11 protein-coding genes and 1 pseudogene are annotated in these 12,807 nt (G+C 75.2%); 4 read left to right on the top strand and 8 right to left on the bottom strand.

What is annotated here, in order from left to right; genetic code table 11:
- Window positions 1-274: 274 nt before the first annotated feature.
- Entirely contained in the window at window positions 275-1,324 is a 1,050-nt protein-coding gene (locus ACH4PY_RS18935; RefSeq protein WP_398183569.1) for a helix-turn-helix transcriptional regulator, read from the top strand.
- A gap of 131 nt (window positions 1,325-1,455) precedes the next feature.
- Here the strand turns inward: ACH4PY_RS18935 and ACH4PY_RS18930 are convergent.
- A pseudogene (locus ACH4PY_RS18930) lies at window positions 1,456-2,322 on the bottom strand (MFS transporter); the annotation flags it as partial.
- Between the two features lie 600 nt (window positions 2,323-2,922).
- On the opposite strand from ACH4PY_RS18930, the gene ACH4PY_RS18925 reads away from it, so the two are divergent.
- Window positions 2,923-3,978: a dihydroxyacetone kinase subunit DhaK gene (locus ACH4PY_RS18925; protein ID WP_398183566.1), complete on the top strand. Its 1,056-nt coding sequence runs from the start codon at window positions 2,923-2,925 to the stop codon at window positions 3,976-3,978.
- Window positions 3,975-4,670 carry a dihydroxyacetone kinase subunit DhaL gene (dhaL, locus tag ACH4PY_RS18920; RefSeq protein WP_398183562.1) on the top strand — a complete coding sequence of 232 codons (696 nt, stop codon included), beginning with the start codon at window positions 3,975-3,977 and terminating at the stop codon, window positions 4,668-4,670. Before ACH4PY_RS18925 ends, dhaL begins: the two co-directional genes overlap by 4 nt.
- Before the next feature lie 64 nt (window positions 4,671-4,734).
- Here the strand turns inward: dhaL and ACH4PY_RS18915 are convergent, their stop codons facing one another.
- Both ACH4PY_RS18915 and ACH4PY_RS18910 read right to left on the bottom strand, forming a co-directional pair.
- A complete protein-coding gene (locus tag ACH4PY_RS18915) occupies window positions 4,735-5,595 on the bottom strand; it encodes an HAD family hydrolase (RefSeq protein WP_398183559.1) in 861 nt (286 codons plus the stop codon).
- A 276-nt stretch (window positions 5,596-5,871) separates the two neighbouring features.
- Entirely contained in the window at window positions 5,872-6,789 is a 918-nt protein-coding gene (locus tag ACH4PY_RS18910) for a ScbA/BarX family gamma-butyrolactone biosynthesis protein (protein WP_398183556.1), read from the bottom strand.
- A 143-nt stretch (window positions 6,790-6,932) separates the two neighbouring features.
- Here ACH4PY_RS18910 and ACH4PY_RS18905 point away from each other — a divergent pair, with 143 nt between their 5' ends.
- Window positions 6,933-7,664, top strand: a complete 732-nt coding sequence (locus ACH4PY_RS18905; RefSeq protein WP_398184635.1) for a ScbR family autoregulator-binding transcription factor — start codon at window positions 6,933-6,935, stop codon at window positions 7,662-7,664.
- A gap of 28 nt (window positions 7,665-7,692) precedes the next feature.
- Here the strand turns inward: ACH4PY_RS18905 and ACH4PY_RS18900 are convergent, their stop codons facing one another.
- Genes ACH4PY_RS18900 through ACH4PY_RS18880 form a run of 5 tightly spaced genes read right to left on the bottom strand, consistent with a single transcriptional unit; the run spans window position 7,693 to window position 12,772 of the window.
- The gene (locus tag ACH4PY_RS18900; protein ID WP_398184631.1) at window positions 7,693-8,622 is read right to left on the bottom strand and encodes an alkaline phosphatase family protein; all 930 of its coding nucleotides are present in this window, start codon (window positions 8,620-8,622) and stop codon (window positions 7,693-7,695) included.
- Between the two features lie 22 nt (window positions 8,623-8,644).
- Complete coding sequence (locus ACH4PY_RS18895) at window positions 8,645-10,255, bottom strand: N,N-dimethylformamidase beta subunit family domain-containing protein (RefSeq protein ID WP_398183552.1); 1,611 nt, start codon at window positions 10,253-10,255, stop codon at window positions 8,645-8,647.
- A gap of 3 nt (window positions 10,256-10,258) precedes the next feature.
- Window positions 10,259-11,344, bottom strand: a complete 1,086-nt coding sequence (gene hypE / locus ACH4PY_RS18890; protein WP_398183547.1) for a hydrogenase expression/formation protein HypE — start codon at window positions 11,342-11,344, stop codon at window positions 10,259-10,261.
- On the bottom strand, window positions 11,337-12,461 hold the full coding sequence (gene hypD / locus ACH4PY_RS18885; RefSeq protein ID WP_398183544.1) for a hydrogenase formation protein HypD: 1,125 nt from the start codon (window positions 12,459-12,461) through the stop codon (window positions 11,337-11,339). Before hypD ends, hypE begins: the two co-directional genes overlap by 8 nt.
- Entirely contained in the window at window positions 12,458-12,772 is a 315-nt protein-coding gene (locus ACH4PY_RS18880; RefSeq protein WP_398183541.1) for a HypC/HybG/HupF family hydrogenase formation chaperone, read from the bottom strand. The genes hypD and ACH4PY_RS18880 overlap by 4 nt, the downstream gene beginning before the upstream one ends.
- Between the last annotated feature and the right edge of the window lie 35 nt (window positions 12,773-12,807).

Here is a 12,807-nt window from a genome sequence, read left to right as displayed (position 1 = left end):
GGACGAACGACGTGACGGGTGACGGCCGGTCGGACATGGTGGCGCGGGATGCGTCGGGGACGCTGTGGCTGTACGCAGGCACGGGGAGCGCCGCGGCGCCGTTCGCCGCCCGCACCAAGGTCGGCGGCGGCTGGAACACCTACGACGCCCTGGTCTGACCCCGGCGTTCCCGTCCGCTCCTGTCCGCGGCTCCGCGTCCCCGGCCGTCACCGGTCCGGGGGCGCGGAGCCGCCGGTCCGGGGGCGCCCGCCCGCGGGCCTGGGATGATCGGTGCATGCGCGCGGCCCGGCTCCTCTCCCTCGTCCTCCTGCTGCAGAACCGCGGCAGGCTGACAGCCGGTGAGCTGGCGGCGGAGCTGGGCGTGTCCGTGCGCACCGTCTACCGCGACATCGAGTCGCTGGGCGGCGCGGGCATCCCGGTCTACGGCGACGCCGGGCACCACGGCGGCTACGAGCTGCTCGGCGGCTACCGCACCCGGCTGACCGGGCTGCACGCCGACGAGGCCGAGTCCCTCTTCCTCGCCGGGCTGCCCGGCGCGGCCGACGACCTGGGGCTGGGCGAGGTGCTCGCGGCGGCGCAGCTCAAGCTGACCGCGGCGCTGCCGCCCCCGCTGCGGGACCGGGCGGGCCGGGTCCGCGAGCGCTTCCACCTCGACGCCCTCGGCTGGTACCGCGAGCAGGACTCCCCGCCGGAGCTGGTGGCGCTCGCTGGCGCCGTGTGGGCTCAGCGGCGGATCCGCGTGCGCTACCGCCGCTGGGCCGAGCCGAAGGAGGTCGAGCGCACGCTCGACCCCTACGGCCTGGTCCTCAAGGCGGGCGTTTGGTACCTCGTCGCGGCGGTGGACGGCACGGTGCGGACCTACCGGGTGTCGTCGATCCTCCGCCTCGACGTCGGCGAGGACGGCTTCGAGCGGCCCGTGGGATTCGACCTCGCCGCCCACTGGCAGGAGTACCTCACCGCCTACGACGCGCGCAGGCTGCGGCTTCAGGCCCGTGTCCGGCTCGCCCCCGGGCTGCTGCCCGCTCTCCCGGACCGCCTGGACGCGGCGCTGGTCCGCGCCGTCGAGGCCTCGGCGGGCCCGCCGGAGGCGGACGGCTGGGTGACGGCGACGGTGCCCCTGGAGTCGGTCGAGCTGGCGGTGCCGCTGCTGCTGTCCCTCGGGCCGGACGTCGAGGTGCTGGCACCCGAGGAGCTGCGCTGCGCCGTCACGGAGGCGGCCGCCGCCGTGCTCGGCCGGTACCGGCCCGGAGCGGGGGAGCGCAGCAGCAGCCCGGCGGACACGGTCGCCAGCACCCCGAGAGCGGCGAGCACCGCGAAGCCGTAGCGCGTGTCGGTGCGGTCGGTGACCGCCGCGACCAGGAGCATCACGGCGACCGTGGCCGCCAGCCCGCCCCCGTTCGCGATCCCGAACACCCTGCCCACGGTGGCGTCGTCCGCCGAGGCCATCAGCATGGTCCGGGAGGCGATCCGCGCCTGCCCGAAGAAGAACGCGCCCAGCGGCACCGCGACGACGTAACCGGTGAGCCCGAACTGGCTCTGGAGCACCAGCCCGGCGTCGCAGACCAGGAAGCCCGTGACGGCGATGCGCAGATCCGGGCTGCGTCTGCCGACGATCCGGTAGGCACCGGCCGCCGCCAGGAACCCCAGACAGCCGAGCGCGTCCACCGCTCCGAACACCCCGGCGCCGCGGTGGAGTTCACCGATGACGGCGGTGGGCATCAGGGCGTTGAAGACCGTGACGACCACGCTCCCCTGGGCGTAGAGCAGGATGAAGCGCCGCATCCGCAGGCCCCCGCCCGGGGCCGTCGGCGCGGCGGCCCCGGCGGGGGCGGCCGCCTTCGGCGTCACCTCCGGGCGCCGCCCCACCGCGGCCACGCACAGCGCCGAGACGGCGAACGTCCCGGCGTTGAACACCAGCAGCGGCACGGCGCCGAAGGCCTGGACGCACAGCCCGCCCAGCGTCGCCGACAGCAGCATCCCCGCCTGGGTCCCCATCTCGTAGCGGGCGTTGAACCGCCGCAGCAGCTCCGCCGGCACCCGCTCCTTGATCAGCGCGGAGCTCGCCGGGAGGAAGAGGGCGCCCACGACGGCGAGTGCCAGGTTCGCGCCGTAGATGCCGGGACCGGCGGCCCCGCCGCAGACCAGCCACAGCGGCAGCGCGAGGGCCAGCGCCGCGCTGGTGACGTCGCAGCCGATCCACAGGGCGCGGCGGTCGAAGCGGTCGGCCATCCGCCCGAAGAAGGGCGAGAGCAGCGCCTGCGGCCCGGCGACGGCGATGAAGAGCCAGCCGACGGCCATCATGGTGCGCTGCTCCCTGATCATGAGCAGCGCACCGACGATGAGCTGGACGTTGTTGCCGAGAGCGGTGGCGAAGGCGGCGGGCACGAGCAGCCGCTCGGCCCGGCGGGAGGAGTGATGAGCCAGGTGCATGCCACCACTGTCTGCAGGTCCGCTGACATCTTCTGTCAGTGAAGTGGGACGAGTGAAGTGGGACGAGATCGCCGCCCCCGCGGGGAGGTCCACGCAGTGTCGCCCGGCTTCGGGCGCAGGAGGTGGGTCCGGGGGCGAATCCACGTCGCGAGCCCGCTTCCTGACGCAGTGTCACGATCGGGCCCCGCGCTTCCGGGGGCGGCTGCCACACCGGGGCGGGGGAGGGCGCCCCCGACCGGCGGCATGGGCGTGTCGCCGCCGGACCGGGCCACGACACGCCCATGCCGCCGGGGGCGGCGCCCCCACCGCTCGCGTGCGCTCCCGATGCCCGCGCGCCGCGCCGCGCGCCCTTACGCCGTCCGGGTGAGGCGCCCGCGCCGGGCACGGGCACCGGTCAGGCAGGACGCCCCAGGCCGGGGCGGTCGGGACCGGCACCCGGTTGCCGGTCACCGGGTCAGCCCTGACGATGAGGTGGGGACAGGAGGTCGCGCCATGAGCCTGTACTTCGCCAACGCCCTCCCCGACCTGGTGGACGACGCGCTGGCCGGTTTCGCCCTCGCCCATGCGGACACCGTCCGCTGGGACGAGCGGGACGGCTATCTGTGTGCGCTGCGGCCCGCCCCGGCACGCCGCGTCGGACTGGTCTCCGGCGGCGGTTCCGGGCACGAGCCGCTGCACACCGGATACGTCGGCGCCGGCATGCTGGACGCGGCCTGCCCGGGCCGGGTCTTCGCTTCGCCGCACAACCGCCAGGTCTTCGCAGCGGCCCGCTCGGTCGCCCGCGAGGACGGGGTGCTGCTGCTGGTCAAGAACTACACCGGTGACCGGATCAACTTCGGCATCGCCGCCGAGCGGCTCGCCCATGAGGGCATCCGCTGCGGGCGGGTGCTGATCGACGACGACGTCGCCTCACAGTCCGCGGACTCCGCCACCGGGCGCCGCGGCACCGGCGCCGCGGTGCTCGTGGAGAAGATCCTCGGAGCCGCCGCCGACACCGGCCGCGGGCTGGCCGAACTGGAGGATCTCGGCGCCAAGGTCGTCTCGCGGTGCCGGAGCCTCGCGGTCGCGTCGGCCCCGCACACCTCGCCGGTGACCGGGAAACCCGCCTTCGAGCTCCGGCCGGGCACGCTGGAGTACGGCGTCGGCATCCACGGCGAGCGCGCCGCCCGCACGCTCCCGGCCCGCTCGCTGCGCGACCTGGCCGAGGAGATGGTCGCCTCGCTCGCCGACGCGCTCGGCCTGGGCGGCAGCTCGCGGCTGATCGTGCTGGTCAACGGCCTCGGCGGGGTCACCCGGCTGGAGCTGTACGCGGTGCTGCGGGAGGTCGCCCGGCTGCTGGACAAGCGCGGCGCGGACACCGTGCGTGTCCTGGTCGGCGACTTCGTCACCGCGTTGGACATGCGCGGCTTCTCCGTCACGCTCCTCGACGCCGACGACGAGCTGCTGCGGCTCTACGACGCGCCGGCCGCCACCCCGGCCTGGCCCGCCACCCCGGCGCCGCCCGACTGGCCGGGCGAGGTGCCGCAGATCCCGGGAGAGGCACCATGAGCGACACGACCATGCGACCCGAGCACACCGGCCCCGGCCCCGTCGCCTTCGCCGCCTTCACCGATCGGTGGGTGCGCGCCTTCGCGGCGACGGCCACGGCGACCGAGGCCGAGCTGACCGCCCTCGACCAGCAGGTCGGCGACGGCGACTTCGGCACCAACCTGGTCGCGGGCCTGCAGGCCGCGATGCGCCTGCTGGACGCCCCGCCCGGACCCGGGACCGGACCCGTTCAGCCGCTCGGGGCCGCGGCCAGCGCCTTCCTGGACGAGGTGGGCGGCACCAGCGGACCGCTGTTCGGGCTGCTCTTCCAGGAGATGGCCGCGGCGGTGCTGGACGGCGCCGCCGTCGCGCCCACCGCCGCGCTCGCGGCGGGGGTGCGCGACGGGCTCGCCGCGATCCAGCGGGTCGGCGAGGCGGAGGTCGGCGACAAGACCCTCGTCGACGCCCTCTCCCCGGCCGCCGTGGCCCTGGCCGCGGCCATCGGCGCCGATCCGGCGCAGGCCCTCGGCGAGGCGGCGGGCGCGGCGTGGCGCGGGGTGCACGGCACCGCCCGGATGACCGCCCGGCGCGGCCGGGCGAGCTACCTCGGCGACCGAGCGGCCGGTGTGCCCGACCCCGGCGCGGTCGGTGTCGCCCTGCTCTTCACCGCGGCCGCGGGCCCGGTCAGGGTGCTCGCGCCACTCCTGCCCTGAGCGGTGGCCGTTGCCCGGCCCGGCGTGGTGGCGCCCGGCGGGGCAACGGTGCGCGCCCTCCGGCTCAGTGCGGATGGGTCCGGGCCGACCGGCGCTCGGCCCACGCGGTGATGTCGCGGTCGTCCAGCCGGTCGACCCACAGGTCCACCTCCGCCGCGACACGGTTGCCCGGCCACGGGCCCACGCCGAGGATGCGCAGCCCGGCGCGGCGCGCCGCCTGCACACCGCACGCGGAGTCCTCGACGGCCAGGCAGCGTTCCGGGGCCGCCCCGCACAGCCGGGCGGCGGTGAGGTAGACGTCGGGTGCGGGCTTGGGGCGTACCGCGGTGTCGGGCACCACCAGATGGTCGAAGAAGGACAGCAGCCCGGCCGCGGACAGGCAGGTCTCGACGACGTCGGCCGGGCAGTTGCTGGCGACGGCGAGCGGGGCGAACGCCGCCGCGCGGCGGACCAGTTCCGCCGCGCCGGGCATGGTCGCCGCGTTCGCGGCGACCATGGCGCGGAAGTGGTCGAGCAGCGCGCCGGTCAGCTCCTCGGCGAGGTCCGGCCGCCCCGCCTCGTCGGCCATGAGCTGGCCGCACTCGGTGTAGTGGACGCCCTTGGCGCGCTCGGCGAAGCCCGGCGCGGCGCGCAGTCCGTGGTCGCTGAGCGTCAGTTCGCGGGCGTCCTGCCAGTTGCGCTCGGTGTCCATGAGCGTGCCGTCGCAGTCGAAGACGACCGCGTCCGGCGTCCAGGCCAGCAGCGCCGCGCGCTCCGCCGAGCGCGCGGGTGCGGGTAGGTCGGTCGCGGGGGCGTGCTCGGCCGGCGCGGTGCGCGCGGCCGCGACCGCGTCGTGCGCGGGCGCCGGGACGGGCGCCGGTGCCGTCGACGTGGCGGCGGACTCCGGCGCGGACGGCGGGGAAACGGAAATGCGGTGGTCGTTCATCGGCGAGAATTCCGTTCGGGAATGCCCGGGCACACGGGCAGGAAGGGGATTTCGGCCCGTCTGCCCGGGCGGGGAGGTGCGGCCCCGCGCACAACGCGACAGCGCGATGTGGATAAAGGCGCGCGAAGGGATACCCGGTGGTCGCCCGCGCCACTGGGCGTCACCAGGAACATAACGATCGTTACGTTATGGACGCCTACCAGGAGTGGTCAAGCAATTCTCCGGTGTGAAAAATCGTGTCCCTTACGCCGCGCGCCCCCTTGCGTGCAGTTCATATCACCGGAAACCGAGAACTCCGTATGCCGTGACCGCCCCGCCCTGCCGGATCCGGAATGCGCACGTGCGGTGGTGGGCCGCCGCGTCGATGTGCGGCGCCGGGACGTACTCGGTGAAACGCACGGCCGCCATCACTGCGCTCACCGGCCGCACCAGCCGTCCGCCGGTCGCCTCCGCGGCGCTCTGCCGCGCCGCCTCCAGCAGCACCATGCCGGGCACGTGGTCGCTGGGGTGGTCGAAGAAGAACGGGTGGGCGGGGTCGGCCGGGTCGATCGTGAGCCCGTCCGGCCGGTGCGCCACGACCACGTCGGCCGGGCGCGCCACACCGAGCAGTGCCGGGGCCGGGCGTACACCGGGCCCGGGCGGCGGCTGCGGGGCGCCGAGCCGGTCGCCGCGCACGGCCGCGTACTTCTCCTCGGGCAGGAAGCGCGCACCCCCGCCCGCCTGGGCGAACAGTCGCCCGCCGGCCCGGAAGGCGACCTCCAGGCGCAGCGCGGCGAGCGAACCGTCGCGCCTCTGGCGGGGGTCGGTCACCCGTATCGCGCAGCTGATCTCGGTGTGTCCGGCGAGCGCGGCCGGCTCCTGCTCCGGGTCCAGCGCGAAGCGCAGGTCGTCGATGATCATGCGGGTCGCGGGCGGCACGCCGAACCACCGCAGCGGCAGGTAGATGCCGAGCTGCCGCAGCGTCTCCACCACCAGCAGCGGGCTGTGCCGCCCGGTGCCGTCGGCGGGGAAGGTGGTGTGCGGATACGGCCAGCAGGCCGCGGCGCGGAAGCCGCCGGCCGGACCCTCCCTGACGTCCCTCAGCAGCACCTCGGCCACTGCCCTGCGGTGCACCAGCTCCCGGGGAACGGGATGGGACCAGGTCAGATCCGGGGCGCGGACCGAAGCAGACGAAGGACCGGCCAGATTCTTCATATGACAAGAAAAACCCGCGTCCGGAGAATTCGCACCCGCATTGCTTCGCGGATGTAACGGAGAGAAGTCGATCACGCGCTAGATTGCTGCCACCATTGGCGACACGCCGCCACCGCGCGGCGGGCGGAAATTGCGGAGTGGACGTGCAGGAACGGGCCGAGGCGACGCGCAGGTACCTGGTGGAAGCCGCGGCGCGGCTTTTCGAGGAACGCGGATACGCCGGCACGAGCATCAGCGACATCAGCGCGCAGTCCGGCCGCACCAGCGGCGCCATCTACTTCCACTTCAGCAACAAGGAGAAACTCGCCCTCGCGGTCGTCACCGCGACCCTCGACACCTGGCCCGCGATGATCGCCGAGGTCCGCGCCTCGCCCGCACCGGTCCTGGACAAGCTGGTGTCGCTGAGCTTCGCCGTCGCCCGTGCCTTCCGCGACGACGTCGTGGTGCGGGCCGGTTCCCGGCTGTGGATGGAGCGCCGGGCCATCGACGCCCCCGTCCCCGGCCCGTTCGGCGCGTGGACCGAGACCGTCACCGGACTGCTGCGCGAGGCGCGGGAGTCCGGCGAACTGGCCCCGGGCATCGCGCCCGACGACGCCGCCCTGACCGTCGTCTACGCCTTCTTCGGCCTGCACACCGTCTCCGAGGCCGTGGACGGCCGCGCCAGCATCGAGGAGCGGCTGCGCGGCATGTGGGAGGTGCTGCTCCCGGCGCTCCAGGCCGAGCCCGACCCCGCCGCACTGCTCGACCGCGTCCGCGCGTCCGCTCCGGCCGACCCCGCCGACCCCGCCGCCTCCGACGGGGACGCCGGGGCCGCCGGAACCACGGGCCCGGCCGGGGTGGCCGCCCCCGCCGGGCCCGTTCCGCAGCCGGTCTGAGCGGCCGTCCCGCGCCGGTGACGCCGGGTCAGGTGCGGGGCCGGTGGCCGCGCTCCTGGCGGGGCGCCTTCTGCTGGGCGGGTACGGACGGCAGCGGCAGGTGCGCGGTGCCGTACTGGGCGAGGTTGTAGCGCGCGCCGGTCTGCGGCAGGCCGGGGGCCGGACGGCGCGGGCCGTCCATGCGCAGCGCCGAAGTGAGGTCGCCGGTGACGCGGCGCCGCCACAGGCTGATGTTGGGCTCGGTCACCCCGGTCAGCCGCTCCAGGAAGCGCAGCACCGAGGTGTGGTCGAAGGGCTCGGAGGCGACCCATCCGCCCACCGTCCAGGGCGAGACGATGACGCACGGCACCCGGAACCCGAGTCCGACCGGCAGCCCGTTGCCCGGTACCCCGGTCGGCGAGGTCCCGGCGACGAACTCGCCCGCGGTGCCGGCCGGCGGGGTCGGCGGCACCACATGGTCGAACAGCCCGTCGTTCTCGTCGTAGTTGAGGATGAAGACGGTCTTCGCCCAGGTCTCCGGGTTGGCGGCGATGGCGTCGATCTTCCCGGCCAGCCAGTTCGCCCCCGCGGCGGGAGTGCGCGCCGGGTGCTCGTCGTAGAGCGACGGCGGCAGCAGCCAGCTCACCGTGGGCAGCGTGCCGTTCATCGCGTCGTACTCGAACTGCCCGAGGGGGCTCTCGGCGATCGCCTTGTCGTACAGCGGCTCGCCCGGCCGGGCGGCCTGGTACTGCGCCATGTTCGCCAGCGGGGCCAGCCCGGTCGGGCCGCCGCCGGGGCCGGAGGACGGCTCGTGGTAGATCCGCCAGCTCACCCCGGCCGCCTCCAGCCGCTCGGGGTAGGTCGTCCAGGAGTACGTGCCCTTGGCCGCGCCGTTGTCCAGCGCGGGGCCGCCAGCCAGGCCGTCCGGGTCGATCGTGCCGGTCATGTGCATGTAGCGATTCGGGTGCGTCGGGCCCAGCCCCGGTGGTGCGTCAGGTGCCTCACAGGCGCGCGGTGTTGTCGCGGGGCGCCGGGCGATTGCGGCCCGCGGGACCCTCGGCGAAGGCCGTAAGGACGTTCTCGGTGGCGCGGGTGACGAAGCGCCCGGTGCGCGCGTCCATGCCGTGGTCGCGGCCGTCCAGGTTCGTGCCCGCCATCAGGGCTTCCACCCAGCGCATCGTGCCGGTGGCGAAGACCCCCGCCCCGCCGGGCGTCGTGTAGTAGGCCGAATCGGCGTGGCTCGGGCGGCCCTTGCAGGTCAGCGGGGAGTGCGCGACGACCTCCAGGGGCCCGGGGGCGGGGTGGTGCGGCATGACCCGGTCGTACTCCACCCCCACCAGGTGGTCGAAGCTGTCGCCGCGGCGGACCCCGGTGCCGCGGAAGATCCAGTGGTCGGCGTTCTCCACCACGTAGGGCGCGTCGACGGGGAAGCCCTCGTACATCACGCCGGTCAGCGACGACTCCGGGTCCGCGCCCGGCCCGGCGCGGAAGTCCGTCGTCGCCATGTCCGGGTGCCGGGCCAGGTACGGGTCGGCGTGGTAGGCGGTCTTGTAGCAGACCACCGTGCGGTCGGCCGTGCCGTCCGCGCCCGGCTCCAGCCGGACCCGCCGGTAGCAGGTGTTCGCGCCGAGGAAGACCAGGTTGGTACCCGCGTCCCGGGCCGCCGTGACGTGCGCGCGCTGCTGCGGCGTCCAGTACTCGTCGTGCCCGAGCGCCACGGCCGTGGTCGCGCCGTGCAGCACCCCGGGATCGCGGTGCACGTCCAGGCCGGTGGTGTACGCCAGCGGGATGCCCGACCGTTCCGCGAGCACCACGGCCGCGCGCTCGTAGGCCAGGAACTTCTCCGCCCCGGTCGCCGCGTAGGGCCGGTCGAAGGTCACCGCGAGCGAACGGTGCTCGTACGTCTCGTCCCGCCCGCGGTAGAGGCTGTAGCCGCCCCACTCGTTGTACGCCTGCCAGGTCGCGGCCGCGTGCATCAGCACCGTGCGGCCCGCCGCCCGCGCCGAGCGGACGACCAGCGGGACGTACCGCTGGAAGCCGGTGTCCGCCTCCAGCCGCAGCAGGTACGCCCCTTCGGGCCAGCCCCGCGCCGACACCTCCAGGCTGCGCTCCCACCCGGCCGCGACCGTCCGCCGGGCGACGGCCAGCCGCGCCCGCCCCTGCCGCCCGCCGGCGACCGGGCCCGACGCCCATACGCGGGCCGCCTGCGCCCCGCCGTACCAGCCGATCCGGAAGGCGGTGACGCGGAAGGTGCGGGCCGTCGTCGACACATGCAGCCCGAAGGTCTCGCCCGGCAGCACGCTGGTCCGGTCCGTGTAGCCCTGGACGGCGTCGTCCGGCCCCGTCGGGCCCAGCCGCCACCCCGCGGAGGGGCGCGCGGACGCGCGGGGGGCGGGCGCGGAGGGAGCGCTGCACCCGGCGGCCAGCGCCCCGGCGCCCGCCGCGAGCAGCACCCCGCGCCGGGTGGCCCGCCCGGCCCAGGCCGCGCCGCCGGGCCCGGGATCCGGGTCCTGCGCGGACGCGGCCGCCTTCCGGGGCGCGGTCGCGCTCCCGGACGCCGCCCCGTCCCCGTGCGGCGCGCTCTTGTCGGTGCCGAGCGCCGGACCGTCCACCGCTCAGCAGATCCGCGGCAGTTGCTCGCCGACCGGCAGGTCGACCACCCGGGTGCCGCCGAGGCCGGTGCGGGCCACGACCATGCCCGGGTGCTCCGCGACCGCCTCGCCGATCACCGCCGCGCCCGCGCCCAGGGGGTGGGTGCGCATCGCGGCGAGGACCGCGTCGGCGTGCTCGCGCGGGACGAAGGCCACCAGCCGCCCCTCGTTGGCGACGTACATCGGGTCGAGGCCCAGCACCGCGCACGCGTTGGCGACGGCCGGCGGCACGGGCACGCTGCGCTCCTGGAGCACCACGCCGGTCCGCGACGCCGCCGCGATCTCGTTGAGCGAGGCGGCGAGCCCGCCGCGCGTCGGGTCGCGCAGCACGTGCAGATCGGGGGTGACGGCGAGCATCGCCTCGACCAGGGCGCCGAGCGGCGCGGTGTCGCTCTCCACCTCCACCCCGAACTCCAGGCCCTCGCGCATGCTCAGCACCGCCACCCCGTGCGCGCCGAGCGGACCGCTCACGATCACCACGTCGCCCGGCACCACCCGCTGCGGGCGCAGGTCCACCCCGGGCGGGATCAGGCCGATGCCCGCGGTGTTGAGGTAGACGCCGTCGCCGTGCCCGGACTCGACGACCTTGGTGTCGCCGGTGGCGACCTCCACGCCCGCCGCCCGCGCGGCCGCCCCGATGGCCGCGGCGACCCGGGCGACCACCGACATCTCCACGCCCTCCTCCAGGATGACGGCGCAGGACAGGTACGCCGCCCTGGCGCCGCTCATCGCGAGGTCGTTGACGGTGCCGTTGACGGCCAGGTCGCCGATCGACCCGCCGGGGAAGAACAGCGGGCGCACCACGTACGAGTCGGTCGAGAAGGCCAGCCGGGCGCCGCCGAGCGTGACGGCCGCCGCGTCGCCGAGCTGCGCCAGCACCTCGCCGCCGAACGCCGGCGCGAAGACGTGCTCGACCAGCTCGGCGGACATCGCACCGCCGCCGCCGTGCCCCATCACCACCCGCGGCTGGTCGCGCAGCGGCGCGGGGCAGGTCCACGACAGCATGTCCACCGGCGCGGGCCCGGCCGGCGAGGGAAGGGTGTCAGACAACGGAGGTCGCCTCCTGGCGCGCCGGGGCGGTACCGAGCCGCCGGTAGAGGTAGTACGCGGCGCAGGCGCCCTCGCTGGAGACCATCGTGGCGCCCAGCGGCGTACGCGGGGTGCAGACGGTGCCGAACGCCTCGCACCGGTCCGGCTTGAGCAGCCCCTGGAGCACCTCGCCCGCCCGGCAGGCCGCCGGTTCCACCGTGCGGATGCCGTCCACGCGGAAGCGGTGCTCGGCGTCGAACTCCCGGTAGCGCTCCGACAGCCGCCAGCCGCTCTGCGGGATCACGCCGATACCGCGCCACGCCCGGTCGGTCACCTCGAAGACGTCGTCGAGCATCGCCCGCGCCGCCGGGTTGCCCTCCTCGCGCACCGCCCGCGGGTAGGCGTTCTCCACCGTGTGCTCGCCGCGCTCCAGCTGGGCCACCGTGCGCCGCACGCCCTCCAGGATGTCCAGCGGCTCGAAGCCGGTGACCACGATCGGCACCCGGTGCCGCTCGGCCAGCTCCGGGTACTCGCCCGTGCCCATCACACTGCACACGTGCCCCGCCGCCAGGAACGCCTGCACCCGGCAGTCCGGCGAGCGCATGATCGCCTCGATCGCAGGCGGCACCCGCACGTGCGACACCAGCAGGCTGAAGTTGCGGATGCCGAGCTTGCGCGCCTGGTACACCGTCATGGCGTTGGGCGGCGCGGTGGTCTCGAAGCCGATACCGAAGAACACCACCTGCCGGTCGGGGTTCTGCTGCGCGATCCGCAGCGCGTCCAGCGGGGAGTACACCACCCGCACGTCACCGCCCTCGCCGCGGACCCCGAACAGGTCGCGCCCGGTGCCCGGCACCCGCAGCATGTCGCCGAACGAGCAGAAGATCACGTCCGGGCGGGAGGCGATCTCCAGCGCCTTGTCGATCACTTCGAGCGGGGTCACGCACACCGGGCAGCCGGGTCCGTGGATCAGCTCGACCTCGTCGGGCAGCAGCTGGTCGATGCCGTGCCGGATGATGGTGTGGGTCTGCCCGCCGCACACCTCCATCAGCGCCCACGGCCGCGTCACCGTCGCGTGGATACGGTCCAGCAGCCGCTTGGCCAGGTCCGGGTCCCGGAACTCCTCGATGTACTTCACCGCAGGCCCTCCCGCGTCGTCCCCGTACCGTGCTCGACTGCCCCGCCCTGCGCCGCGATCTCCCACGCGTCGCCGAACTCCTCCTGCAGCATGCCGAGTTCGGCGAACAGCTCCAGCGTCCGCAGCGCCGACTCCTCGTCGAGCCGCTGCAGCGCGAAGCCCACGTGCACGATGGCGTACTCACCGACCTCCAGGTCCGGCAGGTACTCCAGGCACACCTCCTTGACGACACCGCCGAAATCGACGGTGGCCATCCGGGTGCCGTCCCGGTCCTCGATCTCCAGCACTCTGCCGGGCACCGCCAGGCACATGGGCTCTCCTCGCTGCTGTGGGGCTGTCGTGGGTG

This window comes from Streptomyces sp. NPDC021224, from assembly GCF_044332905.1.
In the GTDB taxonomy this organism is placed as follows: Bacteria; Actinomycetota; Actinomycetes; order Streptomycetales; family Streptomycetaceae; genus Actinacidiphila.
The sequence above is the reverse complement of the archived record's forward strand: the minus strand, read 5'-3'. Positions and strand labels throughout refer to the sequence as shown.